The sequence below is a fragment of the Nocardioides sp. QY071 genome, assembly GCF_029961765.1.
GTDB lineage: Bacteria > Actinomycetota > Actinomycetes > Propionibacteriales > Nocardioidaceae > Nocardioides.
On sequence record NZ_CP124681.1, the window covers coordinates 407941 to 429161 of the forward strand.

At 72.7% G+C, this 21221-nt stretch carries 20 protein-coding genes and 1 tRNA gene; 9 read left to right on the forward strand and 12 right to left on the reverse strand.

Translation table 11 applies throughout. From position 1 onward, the window contains the following. Window position 1 precedes the first annotated feature (1 nt). Entirely contained in the window at window positions 2-1072 is a 1071-nt protein-coding gene (locus QI633_RS01910; RefSeq protein ID WP_282427923.1) for a methyltransferase domain-containing protein, read from the reverse strand. A 64-nt stretch (window positions 1073-1136) separates the two neighbouring features. On the opposite strand from QI633_RS01910, the gene QI633_RS01915 reads away from it, so the two are divergent. The 6 genes from QI633_RS01915 to QI633_RS01940 all read left to right on the forward strand — a co-directional run bounded on the left by QI633_RS01915 (window position 1137) and on the right by QI633_RS01940 (window position 7406). Beyond that, window positions 1137-3284, forward strand: coding sequence for a DNA polymerase III subunit gamma and tau (locus QI633_RS01915; RefSeq protein WP_282427924.1), 2148 nt, complete (start codon window positions 1137-1139; stop codon window positions 3282-3284). Window positions 3285-3340: 56 nt separating this feature from the next. After that, window positions 3341-3727, forward strand: coding sequence for a YbaB/EbfC family nucleoid-associated protein (locus QI633_RS01920; protein WP_141800637.1), 387 nt, complete (start codon window positions 3341-3343; stop codon window positions 3725-3727). 15 nt (window positions 3728-3742) lie between these two features. Beyond that, on the forward strand, window positions 3743-4339 hold the full coding sequence (gene recR / locus QI633_RS01925) for a recombination mediator RecR (protein ID WP_141800636.1): 597 nt from the start codon (window positions 3743-3745) through the stop codon (window positions 4337-4339). A gap of 8 nt (window positions 4340-4347) precedes the next feature. After that, a complete protein-coding gene (locus tag QI633_RS01930; protein ID WP_141800635.1) occupies window positions 4348-4995 on the forward strand; it encodes a DUF5063 domain-containing protein in 648 nt (215 codons plus the stop codon). A gap of 81 nt (window positions 4996-5076) precedes the next feature. Beyond that, entirely contained in the window at window positions 5077-6357 is a 1281-nt protein-coding gene (locus tag QI633_RS01935) for an aspartate kinase (protein ID WP_141800634.1), read from the forward strand. Window positions 6358-6362: 5 nt separating this feature from the next. After that, window positions 6363-7406 carry an aspartate-semialdehyde dehydrogenase gene (locus QI633_RS01940; protein WP_141800633.1) on the forward strand — a complete coding sequence of 348 codons (1044 nt, stop codon included), beginning with the start codon at window positions 6363-6365 and terminating at the stop codon, window positions 7404-7406. Window positions 7407-7516: 110 nt separating this feature from the next. On the opposite strand, the gene QI633_RS01945 is transcribed toward QI633_RS01940, so the two are convergent. The 3 genes from QI633_RS01945 to QI633_RS01955 all read right to left on the reverse strand — a co-directional run bounded on the left by QI633_RS01945 (window position 7517) and on the right by QI633_RS01955 (window position 9664). Then, on the reverse strand, window positions 7517-8419 hold the full coding sequence (locus QI633_RS01945; RefSeq protein ID WP_282427925.1) for a hypothetical protein: 903 nt from the start codon (window positions 8417-8419) through the stop codon (window positions 7517-7519). Between the two features lie 137 nt (window positions 8420-8556). After that, window positions 8557-8630: transfer RNA gene (locus QI633_RS01950), tRNA-Pro, on the reverse strand. A 104-nt stretch (window positions 8631-8734) separates the two neighbouring features. Beyond that, window positions 8735-9664 carry a metallophosphoesterase gene (locus QI633_RS01955; protein WP_282427926.1) on the reverse strand — a complete coding sequence of 310 codons (930 nt, stop codon included), beginning with the start codon at window positions 9662-9664 and terminating at the stop codon, window positions 8735-8737. 36 nt (window positions 9665-9700) lie between these two features. Between QI633_RS01955 and QI633_RS01960 the strand changes: the two genes are divergently transcribed. Next, entirely contained in the window at window positions 9701-10159 is a 459-nt protein-coding gene (locus QI633_RS01960) for a GatB/YqeY domain-containing protein (RefSeq protein WP_141800630.1), read from the forward strand. A 78-nt stretch (window positions 10160-10237) separates the two neighbouring features. Here QI633_RS01960 and QI633_RS01965 read toward each other — a convergent pair whose 3' ends face one another. After that, window positions 10238-12568 carry a transglycosylase domain-containing protein gene (locus QI633_RS01965; RefSeq protein ID WP_282427927.1) on the reverse strand — a complete coding sequence of 777 codons (2331 nt, stop codon included), beginning with the start codon at window positions 12566-12568 and terminating at the stop codon, window positions 10238-10240. Between the two features lie 204 nt (window positions 12569-12772). Between QI633_RS01965 and QI633_RS01970 the strand changes: the two genes are divergently transcribed. Further along, on the forward strand, window positions 12773-13054 hold the full coding sequence (locus QI633_RS01970; protein WP_141800628.1) for a WhiB family transcriptional regulator: 282 nt from the start codon (window positions 12773-12775) through the stop codon (window positions 13052-13054). A 38-nt stretch (window positions 13055-13092) separates the two neighbouring features. On the opposite strand, the gene QI633_RS01975 is transcribed toward QI633_RS01970, so the two are convergent. The 6 genes from QI633_RS01975 to QI633_RS02000 all read right to left on the reverse strand — a co-directional run bounded on the left by QI633_RS01975 (window position 13093) and on the right by QI633_RS02000 (window position 20542). After that, window positions 13093-14283 carry an ArsA family ATPase gene (locus QI633_RS01975; RefSeq protein WP_141800627.1) on the reverse strand — a complete coding sequence of 397 codons (1191 nt, stop codon included), beginning with the start codon at window positions 14281-14283 and terminating at the stop codon, window positions 13093-13095. Between the two features lie 5 nt (window positions 14284-14288). Next, window positions 14289-15287, reverse strand: coding sequence for an ArsA-related P-loop ATPase (locus QI633_RS01980; protein WP_282427928.1), 999 nt, complete (start codon window positions 15285-15287; stop codon window positions 14289-14291). A 201-nt stretch (window positions 15288-15488) separates the two neighbouring features. Further along, a complete protein-coding gene (locus QI633_RS01985; protein WP_282427929.1) occupies window positions 15489-17930 on the reverse strand; it encodes an FtsX-like permease family protein in 2442 nt (813 codons plus the stop codon). Next, window positions 17930-18631, reverse strand: a complete 702-nt coding sequence (locus tag QI633_RS01990) for an ABC transporter ATP-binding protein (protein WP_141800624.1) — start codon at window positions 18629-18631, stop codon at window positions 17930-17932. Before QI633_RS01990 ends, QI633_RS01985 begins: the two co-directional genes overlap by 1 nt. Before the next feature lie 88 nt (window positions 18632-18719). Then, window positions 18720-19397, reverse strand: coding sequence for a response regulator transcription factor (locus tag QI633_RS01995; protein WP_260806550.1), 678 nt, complete (start codon window positions 19395-19397; stop codon window positions 18720-18722). Next, window positions 19394-20542 carry a sensor histidine kinase gene (locus QI633_RS02000; protein WP_141800623.1) on the reverse strand — a complete coding sequence of 383 codons (1149 nt, stop codon included), beginning with the start codon at window positions 20540-20542 and terminating at the stop codon, window positions 19394-19396. Before QI633_RS02000 ends, QI633_RS01995 begins: the two co-directional genes overlap by 4 nt. 95 nt (window positions 20543-20637) lie before the next feature. Between QI633_RS02000 and QI633_RS02005 the strand changes: the two genes are divergently transcribed. Next, a complete protein-coding gene (locus QI633_RS02005; RefSeq protein ID WP_160158366.1) occupies window positions 20638-20790 on the forward strand; it encodes a hypothetical protein in 153 nt (50 codons plus the stop codon). A gap of 5 nt (window positions 20791-20795) precedes the next feature. Here the strand turns inward: QI633_RS02005 and QI633_RS02010 are convergent, their stop codons facing one another. Further along, window positions 20796-21209, reverse strand: a complete 414-nt coding sequence (locus tag QI633_RS02010) for a hypothetical protein (RefSeq protein ID WP_141800622.1) — start codon at window positions 21207-21209, stop codon at window positions 20796-20798. Window positions 21210-21221: the final 12 nt, after the last annotated feature.

Here is a 21221-nt window from a genome sequence, read left to right on the forward strand (position 1 = left end):
CCTAGTGCGGCCGGCGGGCGACGTAGAAGTAGTTGAACGGGTCGGTCCGGACCTCGCGCACGTCGACGTCGACCAGGCCGGCCTCCTCGAGCATCCGCACCGCGGTCTGCCTGCCCCACACGGTGCCGAGGCCGGCGCCGCCGTGAGCCAGGGAGACGGTCATGCAGTGCATCAGGCTCAGCGTGTAGAGGTAGGTCAGCCACGGCAGGCCGAGGTTGTTCTCGACGCCCGACTGGGCCTTGATGTCGACCATCAGGAACGTGCCGCCGGGCCGCAGCGCGGCGGCGATGCCGGCGAGCACCCGGTCGGGGAAGGCTTGGTCGTGGATCGCGTCGAAGGCGGTCACGACGTCGTACGCCGCCTCCTCCCCGAGCTCCGCGACGTCGCGGAGCTCGAAGCTCGCGTTGGTCAGGCCCCAGGCCGCGGCTTCGGCGCGGGCGGCCGCGATCGCCTCGTCGCCGAGGTCGTAGCCGACGAAGGTGCTGGCCGGGTAGGCGCGGGCGAGCAGGTTGACCGCGTGCCCGGAACCGCAGCCGACGTCGGCCAGGGCGGCGCCGGCGCTCAGCTGCTCGTGCAGGCCGGGGACGGTCGGGACGACGACGTCGAGCAGGCCGGCGTCGTGGACGGCCGCGGCGTCGGCGGCCATCAGCTCGTGGAACCGGGGGAACCGGTCGTAGCCCAGCCCGCCGCCGTGGCGGAAGCTCTCCCGCAGCTCGGGCTCCACGCCGGCGAGCATGGTGAGCATCTTGAGGCTGCGCGCGAGGTTGACCGGGCCGTCGGCCGGGGTGAGGCAGGCGGCGCGCTCGCGGGGGAGGGCGTAGTGGCCGGTGGTGGCGTCGTACGTCGCCACGTCGCCCGCGACGATGCCGTCCAGCCACTCGCGCAGGTAGCGCTCGTCGACCCCCGCTGCGGCCGCCAGCGCGGCCGGGTCGGCGGGTCCGGTGCGGGCCAGTACGTCGAGCAGGCCGAGCTCGTCGCCGATGCCCAGGAGCAGGCCCAGGGCGGCGTCCTCGCGCACCCGGACCATGCGCTTCTGGAAGGCCCGCGCCTCGTCCCGGTCGATCGTCGTCATGCCTGCTCGTCCTCTCCTTCGGGGGCGCCCGGAGGTGTCGGGCCCTGCGACTAGGGTGGCACCCGTGGACTCCCCGCTCGCGCTCTACCGCCGCTACCGGCCCGAGACCTTCGCCGAGGTCATCGGGCAGGAGCACGTCACCGAGCCGTTGCGGGCCGCGTTGGCCGCCAACCGGGTCAACCACGCCTACCTCTTCTCCGGCCCCCGTGGCTGCGGCAAGACGACGAGCGCGCGGATCCTGGCCCGGGCGCTCAACTGCGAGAAGGCGCCCGTCTCCGACCCGTGCGGCGAGTGCGACAGCTGCCGCGACCTGGCCCGCAACGGCCCCGGGTCGATCGACGTGATCGAGATCGACGCCGCCTCCCACGGTGGTGTCGACGACGCTCGAGACCTGCGCGAGAAGGCGTTCTTCGCGCCGGTCAAGAGCCGCTACAAGGTCTACATCATCGACGAGGCCCACATGGTCACCACGCAGGGCTTCAACGCCCTGCTCAAGCTCGTCGAGGAGCCGCCGCCGCACCTGCGGTTCATCTTCGCCACGACCGAGCCCGAGAAGGTCATCCCGACCATCCGCTCGCGCACCCACCACTACCCGTTCCGGCTGATCCCGCCGCGCCTGCTGACGTCGTACCTCACCGAGCTGTGCGACCGCGAGGGCGTCTCCATCGAGCCCGCCGCGCTGCCGCTGGTGGTCCGGGCCGGCGCGGGCTCCGCGCGCGACACCCTGTCCGTGCTCGACCAGCTGCTCGGCGGCGCCGGGCCGCAGGGCGTGACCTACGACCTGGCCAGCGGGCTGCTCGGCTACACCCCAGACACCCTCCTGGACGACGTGGTGTCGGCCTTCGCGGCCGGCGACGGCTCTGCCGTCTTCGGTGTGGTCGACAAGGTGATCGAGACCGGTCAGGACCCGCGCCGCTTCACCGAGGACCTGCTGCGCCGGCTGCGCGACCTCGTCATCATCTCCGCGGTCCCCGACGCCGCCGCGTCCGGCCTGCTCGACCTCTCCGGCGACCAGGCCGACCGACTCGTCGCCCAGGCCGCCGCGTTCGGCCGCGCCGAGCTGACCCGCGCCGCCGACCTGGTCGCCGCCGGGCTCACCGACATGCGCGGCGCCACCGCCCCACGGCTGCTGCTGGAGCTGATCTGCGCCAGGATCCTGCTCCCCGCTGCCGACCACACCACCGAGGGGGTGCTCGCCCGTCTCGACCGGCTCGAGCGTCGCGCCTCGATCAGCGGTACGACCTCCGCCGAGTCCGCGCCGGCCCCGGCGCCCGCCGCCGTCCCCGCCCAGGACCGTCCGGCGCCCTCCCGCCACGACCGGGCCGCGCCCGAGCGGGTGGAGGCTCCTGCCCCGGCCGCTCCCGCTGCCCCTGCTGCTCCCGCGCCGGTGCCCGAGATGGCGCCGAAGATGGCGCCCGAGCCGGTGCCGGTCGCGGCCGCCCCGCCGCCGTCCGCTCCCGAGCCTGTCGCCGCTCCTGCCGCTCCTGCCGCTCCTGCCGAGGAGCCGGCGGGCGGCAGCGGCCTGACCCTGATCGACGTACGCCGGCTGTGGCCCTCGGTCATCGACCGGGTCAAGAGCGTCAAGCGGGTCACCTGGATCCACCTCACCCAGAACTCCCAGGTCGTCGGGTTCAACGGCAAGGTGCTCAGCCTGGGCTTCCAGTCCGACGGTCCGCGCCGCTCGTTCGAGTCCGGCGGCCACGCCGAGATCGTCCAGCAGGCCGTCATCGACGAGATCGGCGCCGACGTCCGGATCGAGGCGATCGTCGACCCGGCCGCCGACCCCAACGCGCGCACCCCCGAGCCACCCGCACCCGCAGCCCCGGCCGCGCCCGCCCCGGCCGCACCCGAGGCCGACGCCGGCGGCTGGCCCGCGGTCACCGCGCCCCCGCAGGCGGCTGCACCGGCCGCCCCCGCCGCAGCGCCCGCTCCAGCGCCCGCGGCCCCGACCGACGACCCGCCGCCATGGGCGACCGAGCCGCCGCCGGCCGACGGCCCGCCCGAGCCGGAGCCCGACCCCGAGCCGGGCGCACGCCGCCAGATGATCGCCGACTTCCAGGCCCGGGCCGGCGCCGCCGTCGACGCGCCGCCCGAGGACCCCGACGCCGCCGTCGACTTCAACGACCGCGAGGTCGATGCCGAGTCCAGTGCCGAGCTCCTGGCCCGCGAGCTGGGCGCCCAGCTGATCGAGGAGACGCCGCGCGGCGACTGACCCGCCCGGCGCCCGACGTACCAGACCTTCCTCACCGACACCGAGAAGAGACCCACATGAGCCAGAACCCCTTCGACGCCCTCGCCGGTGGCGGCGGCCTCGACCTGGGCGCCCTGCTCCAGCAGGCCCAGCAGATGCAGGACCAGCTCCAGGACGCCCAGCAGCGCCTGGCCGAGACCACGGTCGAGGGCACGGTCGCGGGCGGTGCGGTGACCGTGACGGTCACCGGCGCCGGCGAGCTGACCGCCGTGCAGATCAAGCCCGAGGCGCTCGAGGGCACCGACGCCGAGGCGCTCGCCGACCTCGGTGACCTGGTCGTGGCCGCGTTCCGCGACGCCCGCACCAAGATCGACGAGCTCGCCGAGCAGACCCTCGGCCCGCTGGCCGGCGGGATGCCCGACCTGGGCGGCGGCCTGCCGTCGCCCGGCCAGCTCGGCTTCTGAGCAGGGGCCGCACCCTTGTACGAAGGCGTCGTCCAGGACCTCATCGACGAGCTCGGGCGGTTGCCCGGGGTCGGTCCGAAGAGTGCTCAGCGGATCGCGTTCCACCTGCTGCAGGCCGACCCGGCCGACGTACGCCGCCTCGCCGAGGTCCTGATCGAGGTCAAGGACAAGGTGAAGTTCTGCTCGGTCTGCTTCAACGTCGCCGAGGACGACCAGTGCCGGATCTGCCGTGACCCGCGCCGGGACCCGACGGTGCTGTGCGTGGTCGAGGAGTACAAGGACGTCGTCGCGATCGAGCGGACCCGCGAGTTCCGCGGCCGCTACCACGTCCTGGGCGGCGCGATCTCGCCCATCGACGGCATCGGTCCCGAGCAGCTCCACATCCGCGAGCTGCTGACGCGGCTCGGCGACGGCACCGTCGTCGAGGTGATCCTCGCCACCGACCCCAACCTCGAGGGCGAGGCCACCGCGACGTACCTCACGCGCATGCTCGGCCCCCTGGGGTTGCGCGTGACGCGTTTGGCCAGTGGACTTCCGGTGGGAGGAGACCTCGAGTACGCCGACGAGGTCACCTTGGGTCGGGCATTCGTGGGAAGGCAGACAGCGACATGAACGGGAACATGAGCGACAACAGCACCACCACCGAGCAGCTCCCAGGCCTCGCGGCACTGGAGGCGCTGATCGCGGTGGAGACCGAGACCGTGCGCTTCGCCGACGACATCGCGGCGTCCGTGCGGTCCTTCCTCGACGGCGTCAGGGTCGTCGCAGCCCAGGCGAGCGGCGGCCAGGCCGTGTCCCTGCTGCTGATCCAGATCAGCCAGATCGCGCTCACCGGCGCCCGGCTGGGCGTGCACCGCGACTTCGCGCCGCGCGACGAGTACCAGCCCGACGACGGTCCGGACCCCGACGACATCGACGAGCTGCGCCTCCAGCTGGCGACCCTGCTCGGGCAGCTCGACACCTACAGCTACGTCTTCGACCCCTACGCCCCCGAGATGGTCGAGGGCCTGCTCTCCGACGACCTGACCAGCATCGCGGCCGACCTCGCCGTCGGCGTGCGCCACTACGACGCGGGCGACGTCGAGGAGGCGCTGTGGTGGTGGCAGTTCTCCTACGTCTCCTCGTGGGGTGCGCTGGCCGGGTCGGCGATGAAGGCGCTGCTGTCGGTCGTGGCCCACGACCGGCTCGACGTGGACCTCGACACCACCCAGGAGCTCGCGCTGGTCGAGGCGGCGGCCGCCGTGCTGGACAGCGGCGAAAACGCCTAGCGCCCTCTCGTAGAATCGGGGGTGGCCCCGTCGTCGTGGCCTTTGCCCTTCCCCCGAGACCACCGCCAGGAGTGAGCCCCCGTGGGCATTGTCGTGCAGAAGTACGGCGGCTCGTCGGTCGCCGATGCCGCCGGGATCAAGCGCGTCGCGCAGCGCATCGTCAACACGAAGAAGGCCGGCCACCAGGTCGTGGTCGTCGTGTCCGCGATGGGGGACACGACGGACGAGCTGATCGACCTGGCCAACGAGGTCTCCCCGCTGCCGCCCGCGCGCGAGCTCGACATGCTGCTCACCGCGGGTGAGCGGATGTCGATGGCCGTGCTGGCCATGGCGATCCACGACCTCGGGCACGAGGCGCGCTCCTTCACCGGGTCGCAGGCCGGCGTGATCACCGACGCCGAGCACGGCCGGGCGAAGATCATCGACGTGACGCCGGGCCGCATCGAGGCCGCCATCGGCGAGGGCGCGATCGCCATCGTCGCCGGCTTCCAGGGCGTCTCGCAGACGACCAAGGACATCACCACCCTCGGCCGCGGCGGCTCCGACACCACCGCGGTGGCGCTCGCCGTCGCACTGAAGGCCGACGTGTGCGAGATCTACTCCGACGTCGACGGCATCTTCACCGCCGACCCGCGCATCGAGCCCCGCGCCCGCAAGGTGCCGCGGATCTCCTACGAGGAGACACTCGAGATGGCCGCGCAGGGCGCCAAGATCCTGCACCTGCGGTGCGTCGAGTACGCCCGCCGCTACGACATGCCCATCCACGTCCGCTCGTCCTTCTCCGAGAAGGAGGGCACCTGGGTCGTCAAGGCCGAGGATGTTGTTCAGGAGGGAAGCTCCATGGAAGCCGCGATCATCACCGGTGTCGCCCACGACCGCAGCCAGGCCAAGATCACGGTGGTCGGCGTACCGGACAAGCCGGGCGAGGCGGCCGCGATCTTCCGCGCCGTCGCCGACGCGCAGATCAACATCGACATGATCGTGCAGAACGTGTCGGCAGCCGCGACCAACCTCACCGACATCTCCTTCACGCTCCCCGCCGGCGAGGGGCAGACCGCGATGACGGCGCTGGACCGCCTCAAGGACTCGGTCGGCTTCGAGTCGCTGCTCTACGACGACAGCGTCGGCAAGGTGTCCATCGTCGGTGCCGGCATGAGCTCCTCGCCGGGCATCTCCGCGCGCTTCTTCGAGGCGCTCTCGGAGGCGGGCGTCAACATCGAGATGATCTCCACCTCGGAGATCCGCGTCTCGGTCGTCGTGGCCGAGACCCAGGTCGAGGCGGCCGTCAACGCCGCCCACGCAGCGTTCGACCTCGGGTCGGACGAGATCGAGGCCGTTGTCTACGGCGGAACGGGGCGCTGAGCGTCATGGGCATCAACATCGGAGTCGTCGGCGCGACCGGCCAGGTCGGCGTCGCCATGCGCCAGATCCTGCTCGAGCGGAGCTTCCCGGTCGACCAGGTCCGGTTCTTCTCCTCGCCCCGCTCGGCCGGCAAGGTGCTCCGGTTCGGAGACCGCGAGGTCGTCGTCGAGGACGCCGAGACCGCCGACCCGACCGGACTCGACGTCGCCCTGTTCTCCGCCGGCGCCACCGCCTCGCGTGCGCTGGTGCCCCGGTTCGTCGACGCCGGCGTGATCGTCGTCGACAACTCCTCGGCCTTCCGCAAGGACCCGTCCATCCCGCTGGTCGTCTCCGAGGTCAACCCGGAGGCGGCGGCCGAGGTGATCGCGGCCGGTCGCGGCATCATCGCGAACCCCAACTGCACCACCATGGCCGCCATGCCGGTGCTCAAGCCGCTGCACGAGGAGGCCGGGCTGGTCCGGCTGATCGCGTCGACGTACCAGGCCGTCTCCGGCTCCGGCATCGCCGGCGTCGAGGAGCTCGCCACCGGTGTCGCCGCGGCCGGCGACAAGGCCCGGGAGCTGGCCTACGACGGCGAGGCCGTCGCGTTCCCCGAGCCGGGCGTCTACAAGGAGACGATCGCCTACAACGTGCTGCCGTTCGCCGGCAACCTCGTCGACGACGGCCTGAACGAGACCGACGAGGAGCAGAAGCTCCGCAACGAGTCCCGCAAGATCCTCGGCATCCCGGACCTGCGGGTCTCCGGCCTGTGCGTCCGCGTCCCGGTCTTCACGGGCCACTCGCTGGCGATCAACGCCGAGTTCGAGCGGGCGCTGACCCCGGAGCGCGCGCGGGAGCTGCTCGCCACGGCTCCCGGCGTCGAGCTCGCCGACATCCCGAACCCGCTCGCCGCAGCCGGCAAGGACCCGTCGTACGTCGGCCGGATCCGCCAGGACCCCGGCGTCGACGGCGACCGCGGCCTCGCGCTGTTCGTCTCCAACGACAACCTGCGCAAGGGGGCCGCGCTCAACACCGTGCAGATCGCGGAGCTGATCGCCGCCTCCCGCTGACCCGGCACAAACGGGCGCCAGAATTGCGCCGACCCGGCAGAAGATGTCCTGAGCGAGGACACTTTCTGCCGGGTCGGCGGCTTTTTCGGGCCAGTTCGAGCCGGGTCGCGCTACTCGTTGGCCGGGTCGACGAACGTCTTCGTCACCCAGACCGAGGCGAGGTAGGCGCCGATGCTGAGGATCGGCACGATGATCAGCGTCGACCAGTGGTCGAGCAGGTTGATGAGGAACAGCAGGGCCACCACGGCGACCAGGCCGACCGCCAGGAAGCTGCTGCTGCCCGGGTCGGGGATCGCGAACGCCTTGAGCAGCTGGGCGCCGAGCAGGACGCAGAGTGCGAACGTGGCGACGAGCAGCAGGAAGCCGGGGCCGCCGCCGCACGAGGACGTCCCGCGGACCGCCTCGCAGCCGCGCAGGGACAGCCAGGTCAGCACGACCATCGCCGCGCCCACCACGAGCCCGGTGAGGGCGGCGGCGCGGTAGACGGTCAGCAGCGGCCCGCCGTCGCCCAGGGCGGCGATCTCCGCGTCCTCGAGGGCCGCGGAGCTCACCGGCTCGGGCTCGACGTCCACGACGGCGGGCTCGGGAGCCGGCTTCGGCTTTGGGGCGGGCTTGGGGGCGGGCTTGGGTGCGGGCTTGGGGGTGGCCGTGGCCACCGGTGCGGGGGCCGCGACGACCGGCTCCGGCTCGGGCTCGACGACGGGCTCCGGCTCCGGCTCGGCGACCACGACGGGCTCCGGCTCCGGCTCGGCGACCACGACGGGCTCCGGCTCCGGCTCGGCGACCACGACGGGCTCCGGCTCCGGCTCCGGCTCGACGACCTCGGGCAGCACTACGGTGGGCTCGGGCTCGACGACCGGTTCGGCAACCGGCTCCGGCTCGGCGGCAGGACCAGCAGTCCGCGCCTCGGCGGCCGGGGCGGGCGCCTCGGCCGGTTGGGCGGACTTCTTCTTCCGCCCGAACAGCTTGGGCGGCTCCAAGCTGAGCTTCAGCTTGTCCTGCTCGTCTGACATGGCATGCAGTGTGTCACGAACGCACAGGTGATCGGCGCGTGGTCGGCGGACGACACGGCGGCGCGCGGAAGGTGAAGAAACGAGGCTGAGAACGTCGAAGGGCGGATCCGGCTCCACCGGATCCGCCCTTCGGCCTGTCGGGCTGACAGGATTTGAACCTGCGGCCTCCTCGTCCCGAACGAGGCGCGCTACCAAACTGCGCCACAGCCCGCCGATCACCGGCCTCGAAGAAGCCGACTCACAAGCACCGGAGCATAGCGGAGCCAGGGCCCGGACCTGCAATCGGGATACGCCTCAGGCCGATCGCCGGACGGGTCAGCGCGGCTGCAGCGTGAGCAGCGTGGCCTCGGGGCGGCAGGCGATCCGGACCCGGGTGTAGGGGTTGGTGCCGAGCCCGGCCGACACGTGCAGCCAGGCCGAGCCCGGGTCGCCGGGGCGCGAGTCGGCGGGGTGGCGGTGCAGGCCGCGGGCGCGCGCGGGCTCGAGGTCGCAGTTGGTGGCGTACGCGCGCGAGCCGCCCGGCCACGGCAGCCGCACCTGGCCGCCGTGGGTGTGTCCGGCGACGACGGCGTCGTAGCCGTCGGCGGCGAACTGGTCCAGCACCCGCAGGTACGGCGCATGGGCGACCGCGAGCCGCAGGTCGGCCGTGGGGTCGGCGGGTCCGGCGACGGCACCGAGGTCGTCGTACTCGAGGTGCGGGTCGTCGACCCCGGCGAAGGCCAGCACCGCGTCGCCGACCTTGACCTGCTCGCGACGGTTGGTGAGGTCGAGCCAGCCGGCGCCGGTGAGGCCCGCGGTGAGGTCGCGCCACGGCAGCTGGGGGACGTGGGTGTGGCGGGAGCCGTCGTCCGGGAGGAGGTACCCGATCGGGTTGCGGAAGCCGGGCTCGAAGTAGTCGTTGGAGCCGTGCACGAAGACGCCGGGACACTCGAGCAGGCCGCCGAGGCTGTCGAGTACGACGGGCACGGAGTCGCGGTGGGCGAGATTGTCGCCGGTGTCGATGACCAGGTCCGGCTCCAGCCGGGCCAGACCGCGCAGCCACTCCTGCTTGCGGGTCTGCCCGGGCGTCATGTGCAGGTCGCTGAGGTGCAGCACCCGCAGCGGCCGCATCCCGGCGGGCAGCACCCGCAGGTCGACCCGGCGCAGGGTGTACTGGCGCGCCTCCCACAGCGCGTACGACGTCACCGCGGCCCCGAGGGCGCCCCCGGCGCCGACCGTCCGCAGCACTGCCCTCCCGAATCCCATTCGTCCAGTCTCGCCCACGGCAGGCAGAATCGGGGCATGAGCACCCTCAAGGAGCAGCTGCGCACCGACCTCACGACCGCCATGAAGGCCCGCGACGAGGTCCGGTCGTCGACGCTGCGGATGATCCTCACCGCGGTCACCAACGCGGAGGTCGCCGGCAAGGTCGCCAAGGAGCTCACCGACGACGAGGTCCTCACCGTCCTCGCCGCCGAGGCAAAGAAGCGCCGCGAGGCCGCGGTGGCCTTCGAGGAGGGCGACCGACCCGAGAGCGCCGCGAAGGAGCGGGCCGAGGCCGCGGTGATCCAGGACTACCTGCCCGAGCAGCTCGGTCCCGAGGAGATCGCCGCGATCGTGACCGCCGCGGTCGAGCAGGCCGGGGCCGCGGGTGCCGGGCCGAAGGCGATGGGTCAGGTGATGGGCATCGTGCAGCCGCAGGTCAAGGGCCGTGCCGACGGTGCCGCCGTGGCCGCTGAGGTACGCCGCCAGCTCGGCTGACCTGTCCGCCGCACCCCATGCGGAATGGTCGCGATCTGGGCCGATCTGCGACCAGAACGCATGGGGTGCGGTCCAGAGTCAGCCCTGGCCGTTCCCGTTGTTGCCGTGGCCCTTGTTCTTCTTCCCCTTGCCCTTCTTGACCTTCGGCGTGCCGTCGGAGACGTAGAGCGTGACCGTGTCGCCGGAGGCCAGGCGGGCGCCGGTGCCCGGCGCCGACCAGGCGACCAGGCCCTGGCCGACCGCGGAGTCGACGGTGCCGCCGTTGACGACGGTGAAGCCGAGCCCTTCGAGGGTCGCCTTCGCGTCGTCGTACGACTTGCCGGAGACGGGCGGCACCGTGATCAGCAGGCCACGGACGTCGGTCGAGGACGGGCGGGTGAAGTCGACGTCGTCGAGCAGCGGGGCCACGGCCTTGAACGCGTCGCCCCAGATCGGGCCGGCGGTCGTGGAACCGGAGGTCGAGCGGACCGCGCCGCCGATCGAGACGCCGTCGAGGGACTGCGGCTGGCCGGCCCGGTTGACGCCCGCGACCATCGCCGCGCCGGCGAGGTTGGGGGTGTAGCCGACGAACCACACGGCCTTGTTGTCGCTGGTCGTACCGGTCTTGCCGGCGGCCGGCTGGCCCGGGTACTGGGCCGCGGCGAACCCGCCTGAGGAGACCACGCCGCGCAGCACGTCGTTGACCGCGTTGGCGACCGGGCTGGCGAGCACCTGGGTGCACTGCTTCTCGTACTTCTTGAGCACATTGCCCTGGGCGTCGGCGATCTCGGTGACCGGGCGGGCGTCGCAGTGCAGTCCCTGGGCGGCGAAGGTGGCGTACGCCTCGGCCATCTCCAGCGGGCTGACGTCGGCGATGCCGAGGGTGAACGACGGGACCTGCGCGGCCTTGGTGAGCTCGGTGATGCCCATTTCGCGGGCCAGCTTCCACGGCTCGCAGATGCCGGTCGCCTTCTCGAGGTTCACGAAGAAGGTGTTGACCGACTTCTGGGTGCCCTCGTAGAGGTTGGGGGCGGCCGAGGCGCTGGTCGAGTTCTTCGGGCTCCAGGTCTCGCCGCTCTGGTAGGGCCCGTCGCAGGTCGTGAAGTCGCCCAGGTTGACGGTCAGGGTCTGCGGCGCCGGGAACCGCTGGGTCAGCGGGATGTCCTGGTTGATCGCCGAGGCCAGCACGAACGCCTTGAACGTCGAGCCGGGCTGGAAGCCGGCCGCGTCGCCGTACCTCGTCGGCACGGCGTAGTTGAGGAAGGTCTCGCCCTTCTTCTTGCCCATCGGCCGCGACTGGGCCAGGCCCTTGACGTTGCCGGTCCCGGGCTCGATGAGCGCCAGGCCGCCGATGGCCGAGTCGTCCTTGTAGACGTGCGAGGCCACGGACTCGTTGGCGGCCTTCTGGTAGCGCAGGTCGACGGTCGTCTTGATGGTGAGTCCGCCGTTGAAGATCAGCCGCTTGCGCTCCTGCTCGGTGGCGCCGAGGGCGGGATCGGTCATCAGCCAGCGCACGACGTAGTCGCAGAAGAACTGGGCCTCGGAGTTGACGCAGCCGTTGGGCTGCTCCTGCACGTGCAGGCCGAGCTTGCGGTCCTTGGCCTTGTCGGCGTCGGCCTGGGGGATCACGTTGAGCTGGGCCATCCGCTCGAGCACGATGTCGCGGCGGACCTTGGCCTGGGCGGCGTTCCGCGTCGGGTTGTAGGCCTCGGGGCTCTGCACGAGGCCCGCCAGGAGCGCGGCCTGGCGCAGCTTGAGGTCCTTGGCGTTGACGCCGAAGAAGTGCTGAGCGGCCGCCTGGATGCCGTAGGCGCCGTCGCCGAAGTACGCCGTGTTGAGGTACCGCTCGAGGATCCAGTCCTTGCTGTGCCGCTTCTCGAGGGCGATCGCGTAGCGCAGCTCGCGCAGCTTGCGCCCGTAGCTGTCCTCCTTGGCGGCCGCGATCGCCTCCTTGTCGCCCTCGGCCTGGGTGATCAGGGTCAGCTTCACGAGCTGCTGGGTGATCGACGAGCCACCCTGGGAGACACCGCCGGCTGCCTGGTTGGTGAGCAGGGCGCGCAGGGTGCCCTTCACGTCGAGGGCGCCGTGCTGGTAGAAGCGGTAGTCCTCGATCGCGACGATGGCCTCGACCATCGTGCGCGAGATCTGGCGCAGCGGGACGTTGACCCGGTTCTGGTCGTAGAGCGTGGCGATCGTCTTGCCCTCGGCGTCCTGCACCTCGGTGCGCTGGGGCAGCTGCTCTGTCTCGAGCTCCTGCGGCAGGTCGTCGACCGACTCGGAGACGTTGCGCGCGGAGAAGCCGAGCACGCCGGCGAACGGGATCGCCAGGCCGGAGACGACGACACCGAGCACGACCGCGACGAGCAGCATCACGCCGAGGTGGGAAGCGACCTTCCCGGGGGGAAGTCCGTCGAACCGGGTGCGCGCCATGCGGTCAGGGTACGGGACCCTGCCTCACCGGCCCGACTCGTCGCGCGCCCCCGCCTTCGACCTGTCTAGTCCGATGTGACTAGACAGGTTGGGCCCAATGAGCGATATCAGTCTTGGCGATCCTCCTTTACTTTGGTCCGGTCGAGGAGACCGAGCGCTGTGGGGGCGACGGCTCTTCGGATGTGGGAAGTACAGGGGACACATATGTGGGTTGAGGATTGGGCGCCGCGCGCCGCCTGCCGGGACCAGCAGCCGGACCAGCTGTTCGTCCGTGGTGCCGAGCAGAACAAGGCGAAGCAGGTCTGCACCAGCTGCGCCGTACGCACCGAGTGCCTCGCCGAGGCGCTCGACAACCAGATCGAGTGGGGCGTCTGGGGCGGGATGACAGAGCGGGAGCGTCGTGCTCTCCTCCGTCGCCGGCCCGCTGCCTCGTGGCGCAAGGTCCTCGAGGACGCGCGCGACGAGCAGGCCATCCCCGCCGTCTGACGACAGGGAACCGCCTTCTCCGACGCTGCTGACTCCGGTCAGTGGCGCCGGGCGAGGAGGTTGCCGACCCGGCGCAGGCCGTCGAGGTCGTGCACGTCACCGGCGAGCGCCGGTACGACGGCCGTCGCCACCTGGGGGTGCGCGGTCGCGAACCGGTCGCGCAGGGTGCGCTCACGCTCGACCATGCGCACCCGGTCGGCGTGCAGCCGCAGCAGCCCGGCGGTCAGCGGTGCCGTCGGGGACTCGTCGTCGGTACGACGCAGCCGCTCGGCCGCGGTCGTCGCTTCCTCGGCCGACAGCTCGCCGCCCGGGGCCGGACTGGCGCGGTTGACGACCAGGCCGGCCAGCGGCATGTCGTCCTCGCTGAGCCGCTCGACGAAGTACTCCGCCTCGCGCAGCGCGTCCGCCTCGGGCGCGGCGACCACGAGGAACGCCGTACCGTCGGCCTTCAGCAGCGAGTAGGTCTGCTGCGCCCGCTGCCGGAACCCGCCGAAGACCGTGTCGAGCGCGGTCACGAAGGTCTGCAGGTCCTTGAGGAACTGGGCGCCCAGGATCTTCGTCAGCGCGTTGGTGATCAGGCCGATCCCGGCGGTCATCAGCTTCGCCGGCCCCTTCGCGGGCATCAGCAGCAACCGCACGAACCGGCCGTCGAGGAAGCTGGAGAGCCGCTCGGGGGCGTCGAGGAAGTCCAGCGCCGAGCGCGACGGCGGGGTGTCGACCACGATCAGGTCGTAGGTTCCGCTCGCCTGCGCATCACGATGAATCTGGCCGAGCTTCTCCATCGCCATGTACTCCTGCGTGCCCGCGAACGAGCTCGACAGCGCGATGTAGAAGGGATTGGCCAGGATCTGCTTCGCCTTCTCCGGGCTGGCCTGGGAGAGCACCACCTCGTCGAAGGTGCGCTTCATGTCGAGCATCATCGCGTCGAGGTGGCCGCTGCCCTGCACGCCGGTGACCGGGCGCGGGGTGTTGTCGAGCTCCTCGATGCCCATCGACTGCGCGAGCCGGCGCGCCGGGTCGATCGTCAGTACGACGACCTTCCGGCCGCGCTCGGCGGCTCGCAGCGCGAGCGCGGCGCTGGTCGTGGTCTTCCCGACGCCGCCCGAGCCGCAGCACACGATGATCCCGGTGCCGGGGTCGTCGAGGAGGGCGTCGACGTCGAGGGGGTCGGCCTGGCGGCCGGTCGCGGGGCCGACCCTGGACGGCCGGTGGGCGCTGCTGCGGGCCATGGTCGCTATGCCATCCCTTGGACTCGGAGGAGGCCGGCGAGCTCGTAGAGCCCGCCGAGGTCGATGCCGCCGGCCATCCGCGGCAGCTCGTAGGACGGCACGTCCAGCGCGGCGACCAGGGCCCGCTGCCTGTCCTCCAGCGCCCGGCGCTCCGCGTGGTCGGCGGCCTCGGCGAGCAGCCCGTCGACGAGCGCCGGGCCGGCGGCGATGCCGCCCTCGGCGAGGTCGGCCTCGATGCGGCCGCGGTCCAGGGTGCCGGCGCGGGCCGCGGCGAGGTCCTCGGCGTCGAGGTCACGGGGCCGGACCTGGTTGACGACCACGCCGCCGACGGGCAGCCGGGCGGCCCGCAGCTCGGCGATGCCGTCGGCGGTCTCCTGGACCGGCATCTCCTCGAGCACGGTGACCAGGTGCACCGCTGTCCGCGGCGACCGGAACAGCGTCATCATCGTGTCGGACTGGGCCTTGATCGGCCCGACCTTCGCCAGCCCGGCGAGCTCGTTGCTCACGTTGAGGAACTGGGTGATCCGGCCGGTCGGCGGCGCGTCGAGCACGACGGCGTCGTACTCGATCGCGTTCTTGTTGCGGCTGTTGCGCTGCACCGCCTCGTAGACCTTGCCGGTCAGCAGCACGTCGCGGACGCCGGGGGCGATGGTGGTCGCGAACTCGATGACGCCGAACCGGTCGAGGGCCTTGCCGGCGCGGCCGAGGCGGTAGTACATCGAGAGGTACTCCAGCAGCGCGGACTCGGCGTCGATGTGCAGCGCGTGGACGACCCCACGGCCACCGTCGGCGTCGGGCAGACCGGTGGTGAGGCGCCGCTCCTGGTAGGGCAGCGGGTCGACGTCGAACATCCGGGCGATGCCCTGGCGGCCCTCGACCTCGCACAGCAGGACGTTCTTGCCGCGGGTCGCGAGGGCGAGCGCGAGGGCCGACGCGACCGTCGACTTCCCCGTGCCGCCCTTGCCGGTGACGACGTGGAGACGCACCTTCGGCCAATCGCTCACCCGACGGAGCCTAGTGGTGCGTCACGGAAATGGCTCACCCCTTCGCGCACCCACAGCATGCACCTCGCTGCGTTGGCGATCGCTCGGAATACGCCCGGTATGCCGTCGCGATGCCGCCTTGCGATGCACACACTGTGGGCACGCGAAGGGACAAGCCATTTCCGAGCCACACCACTGACGAGGCTCCGTCGGGTGAGGGGGTCAGTCCAGCGAGAGTCCCGCGGCCGGGGTGATCCGGGACGCCTTGCGCGACGGGAGCACCGCCGCGACCAGGCCGGCGAGCGCGGAGATCGACACGACCGCGGCGAGCTGGCCCCACGGCAGGACCAGGCTCGCGCCGTCGACCGCAGGCTGCACCAGCGCGCGGACGCCGGTCCACGCGAACAGCACGCCCAACGCGGTGCCGAGCACGGTCGCCACGACCGACAGCAGGACGGCCTCGGCAGCGAGCATCCTGCGTACCTGTCGCCGGGTCAGGCCGAGCGCCCGCAGCAGCGCGTGCTCGCGGCCGCGCTCGAGCACGGACAGGCCGAGCGTGTTGCCGATGCCGACCAGGGCGATGAGGACCGCGATCGCGAGGAGGCCGACGACCCCGCCGGTGAGCACGTCGAGCTGGGTGTCGACGTAGGCCCGCTTGGCCAGGCCGTTCTCCACGCCGGCGTCGAGCGGCGACGCGACGGCCTCGACCGAGCCGGCCAGGTCCTCGGGATCGGCGTCCTTCGCGGCGCGCAGCCAGACCGCTCGGGGCCGGGCGTCGGGAGCGAGCCGGGCGAGCGTCGTACGGCGGACCAGGGCGGCCTCGCCCCAGCCCTCACCACCGGCGACCCGAAGGTCGCGGCTCCGGTCGCCGACCGTGACCCGCACGACGTCGCCGACCTCGAGGCCGTCGCCGATCAGGTCCCAGGGCACCAGCACCTGGCGGGGACCGGGGGTCGGGAGGTCGCCGTGCAGCACCTTCGCGTCGCCGCCGGCCGTGGCGGTCAGGAGCGGGAGCGGGTCGAGGTCGCCGATCCGGGCGACCGCTCCGGGGACGGGTACGGCGGCCACGACCCCGTCGATCGCCCGCAGCCGGGGCAGCGCGTCGGCGGGCAGGGGAGCAGTGCCGGTGACGGCGAGGTCGATCGGGTGCTGCTCGTCCATGTCGGCCGCGAGGGCGCTGCGGGAGCTGGCCATGCCGGTCAGCACGGCTGTCGTGAGCGTGACGCCGACGAGCAGCGAGGCCGCGGTGGCCGCCGTACGCCGCGGGTTGCGGACCGCGTTGCCGGCGGCGAGCCGCCCGGCCGGCCCGAGCAGTCGCTGCGTGAGCGGCTCGGCCGAGCGGATCAGGGCGGGCACCAGGACCGGACCGAGGAGCAGCACTCCGACGAACACCAGGGCGCCGCCGATGGTGAGGGCACCGACGTTGGCCGTCGCGATCGCGGCGCCGAGGCCGAGGGCTCCGGCCACCAGGCCGAGCAAGCCGAGCGCGAGCCGGATCCGGCCGGTGCGGCTGCGGACCTGGGTGCTGTCGTCGGGGCGCAGCGCGGCCAGCGGGCTGACCCGGACCGCACGGCGGGTGGGCAGCCAGGCCGCCACCAGGGTGACGAGGACCGCCACCGCCGCGGATCCGGCGAGCCAGGGCAGGGGCACGTTCGCGTCGCCGAGGCGGGTCCCCGGCCACTGCGCGCGGACCAGCGCCACCAGGCCGTGCCCCGCGCCGAGACCGGCCCCGACCCCGATGACGGCGGCCAGCACGCCCAGCGCGAGCGACTCGAGCCGCACCGAGCGCAGCACCTGGCGCCGCGTCGCGCCGACGCAGCGCAGCAGCGCGAAGTCGCGGGTCCGCTGCGCGAACAGGATCGTGAAGGTGTTGTTGATGACCAGCACCCCCACCACGAGGGCGATCGCGCCGAACAGCAACACCACGATCTGCACGATGTCGACGCCGTTGTTGACCTCCTGCTGGAGGTCCTGGACGTAGCCGTCGACGTCCTGGACGTCGGCGTCGGGCACGACGGCGCGGATCGTCGTGGTCGCGTCGGCGCCCGCCCAGGCGAGGCTGGTCACGAACAGCTGGTCCTGCCAGCGGGCGAGGTCCGACCACAGCACGTAGACCGAGGCGTACGCGTAGGTCGACGGCGAGTCGACCAGCCCGACGACGGTGACGTCGAGCGCGCTGGCACCGGTGCCGATCCGCAGCCGGTCGCCCACCCCGAGCTTCTCGACCTTCGCGGTGTTCGTGTCGACGACGGCCTCGCCGGAGCCGCCGGGGAACCGGCCCTGGACGAGCTCCTGCCAGCGCCGGTCGGGCCGGTCGGGGAGCTGCCCGATGTCGGTGTCGGTGTCGACGACGGTGCCGCCGTCCGTGCCGCCGTCCGTGCCGCCGACCGCGACCTGCTGCATGGTCCAGCCGATCAGCCACGCGTCGGCGCCCGCGGCGGGAGCGGCGTCGAGGAGCTCTGCCGCGTCCGCCGCCGACGGGCTGTCGACGACGGCGGTGGCGCCGGCGTACGGCTCGCCGAGGCCGGCGGTCAGGCCCTCGCGCATCGCGGAGGACAGCGCGGCGGTCACCACGATGAACGCGGAGCCGATGACGACGGCGAGCAGCGCGGCGCCGTACCTGCGGGTATGGGTGCGCAAGGACGCCCAGATCACGGTGCGCATCAGGCCGCGACCTCGCGGCGCTCGACGATCCGGCCGTCGGCGAGGACGACGATCTCGTCGGCGTACTGCGCCGCCTCGATCTCGTGGGTGACCATGACGACCGTCTGGCCGAGCTCACGCACCGACTGGCGCAGCAGGGAGAGGACCTCGGCGGAGCTGGTGCTGTCGAGGTTGCCGGTCGGCTCGTCCGCGAACACGATCGCCGGTCCGGCCAGCAGCGCCCGCGCGATGGCGACCCGCTGCTGCTGGCCGCCGGACAGCTCGGCCGGGCGGTGGCCGAGACGCTCGGTGAGGCCGAGGGTCTCGACGATGGCGGCGAAGCGCTGCTGGGTGTCGGGGTTGCGCGGGCGAGCTGCGAGCTCGGTCGGCAGCCAGATGTTCTGCTCGGCGGTGAGCATCGGCAGCAGGTTGAACGCCTGGAACACGAAGCCCACGTGGTCGCGCCGGAACCGGGTCAGCGCGTCGTCCCCGAGGCTCTCCAGGGGCTGTCCGGCGACCGAGACGGTGCCGGCGCTGGGCTGGTCCAGGCCCGCCAGGCAGTGCATGAGCGTGGACTTGCCGGAGCCCGAGGGCCCCATGATCGCGGTGAACCGGCCGGCAGGAAGGTCGAGGTCGACGCCGCGCAGGGCGTGGACCGTGGTGTCGCCGCGGCCGAAGGACTTGGTGAGGCCGCGAGCGCTGGCGGCGAGCAGGGAGGTCATGGCACCGAGCCTCGCCGGGATCGCCCGGCGGATCGTCAGGCCACGGGTTGATCCGTGGGTACGACGACGGGTGGACCGGGCGCGACGGTCAGGAGCCGACGAGCCCGGACTCGTACGCCAGCACGACCAGCTGCACCCGGTCCCGCGACGCTGTCTTGGCGAGCAGGCGTCCGATGTGCGTCTTGACCGTGGCCTCGGAGACCACGAAGTCGGCGGCGATCTCGGCGTTGGTGAGACCGCGGCCGACGAGGACCAGGGTCTCGCGCTCGCGGTCGGTGAGGGTGGCCAGGCGGTCGTCCGCGCCGGCGGGCGCGAGGTCGGGCAGGGCGCCGGCGAAGTGCTCGAGCAGGCGACGGGTGGTGCTCGGGGCGACCACCGAGTCGCCGGCGTGGACGGTGCGGATCGCGTCGAGCAGCGTCTCGGGGGTGGCGTCCTTGAGCAGGAAGGCGGCGGCGCCGGCGCGGATAGCGGCGAACGCGTACTCGTCGAGGTCGAAGGTCGTCAGCACGATCACCTGCGGCGGGTCGGGGCGCTCGAGCAGGATGCGGGTGGCCTCGACGCCGTCGAGGCGCGGCATCCGCACGTCCATGAGCACGACGTCGCAGCGCGTCACCGCGAGCCGTTCCAGGGCCTGGCCGCCGTCGCCGGCCTCGCCGACCACGCTCAGGTCGGGCTGGCTGTCGATGAGCATCCGGAACCCCGCCCGGACCAGGTCCTGGTCGTCCACGAGGAACACCCGGATCGGCTCGCTCCCCGGATCGTTCACAGGGGGATCCTCGCGCACACCCGGAAACCGCCGCCCACCGCCGGCCCGGTCGTCAGCGTGCCGCCGTGGGCGTCGACCCGCTCCCGCATCCCCGCCAGCCCGAGTCCGCGCCCGTCGTCGGGAGCCGCGGCGCCGCGCCCGTCGTCGGCCACCTCCACCGCGACCGCACCGCCGTCCAGCCACACCCCGACCCGGGCGGTGGCGCCGGGCCCCGCGTGCTTGCGCACGTTGCTGAGCGCCTCCTGGACGATCCGGTACGTCGTGAGCGCCACCCCGTCCGACACGGCAGGCATCGGGGCGAGCCGTGCGTCGACCACGGTCCCGGCGGTCCGCGCCCCGTCCAGCAGGTCCGACAGGTCGGCGAGCCGGGGCTGCGGCGCGGTCAGCCCCTCCTCGGCCCGCAGCAGGCCCAGCATCCGGCGCAGCTCGGCGATCGCCTCCCGGCCGGTGGTCGCGATGGTGGCCAGCGCGGGTCCGGTCACCGACGGGTCGTGCGCCGCCGCGGCCCGAGCGCCGTCGGCCTGCACGACGATCGTGGTCAGTCCGTGTGCCACCACGTCGTGCATCTCGCGCGCGATCCGGTGCCGTTCCTCCATGGCGGCCAGTGCGGCCTGCTGGGCCGCCTCCCGCTCGAGTCGTTCGCCGCGCTCGACCAGCGCGTCGACGTACGCCTGACGGGTGCGGGCGAGCGTGCCGAGCGTCCAGGCGACGACGACGAAGAGGCCGATCGTGACGGAGTACGCGAGCACGTTCTCGGGGGTGAGCATGCTCGCGCCGAAGCCGCGCAGCCAGTCGACCGAGGCGATCGCGGCGCCGACCAGGCCGGTGCCGAGTGCCGCGCCGGCCCACCGCGGCCCGGCGTACCGCGCGACGGAGTAGAGCGCGACGGGGAAGGCGAACTGGCTCCACAGCGGGTGATCGGTCACCAGCGCCTGGACCGCGCTGCCCGCGGCCACCGCCGCGAACACCTGCACCGGCCAGCGCCGGCGGACCACGAGCGGCGTGATCTGGAACAGCATCAGCACGCCGTCGAGGGCGTCGACGAAGAGCAGGTACGGCACCACCGGCAGCAGCAGGAACCCGGTCAGGACGAGGTCGAACCACCGCTCGCCGCGCGGCCCGAGGCGCCAGGGTTGCCGATGCACCGGGCCACCGTAGACGGGCCCGGACGCCCAGGCGTCAGACCACGGGTGGATCCGCCGCGTCCGACGTACCATCGAAGACGTCGGAAGGAGTCCCCATGGCCGAGCAGTCCCGGCTGGAGCGCTACAAGCACCTGCCCCCGCCGATCGATCCCGACGAGCTGCGCGCCTCGCAGGACATCGACCCGCCGCCGCCCGAGGAGGACGACAGGTACCGCGAGATGCTGTGGGTCGTGAACCGCTACGGCTGAGCGCCTCAGCCCGCGATCCTGTCGGCCAGCACCACCCAGGTGAAGAAGCCGATCCCGAGCAGCATCCCGACGTGCCCGAGGATCGAGAGCGAGGGTCCTTCGGCCCAGCTGTCGCCCGTGGTGTCGGCGGCGTGCTTGCCGGGCCGGGCGAACCACCGCGCGAGGATGAGGATCCCGAGCAGCACCTCGAGCCACCAGACGACCAGCGCGACGGCACCGACGCCGCCGCTGGGCGAAGTCAGGTAGTAGATCCACACCGCGAGCGCGACCACGCCGATCAGGGTGTGGGCGTTGACCACGGCGAGCGGGACGACCGCGTGGCCGGACTGGCCGTGCTCCGAGGAGAGCCGCATCCTGGTCAGGAGCACGACGACCGCGGCGAGCGCGGTCAGCATCCAGACGGCGTTGTCGAGGCTCACCGCGGCATCGTT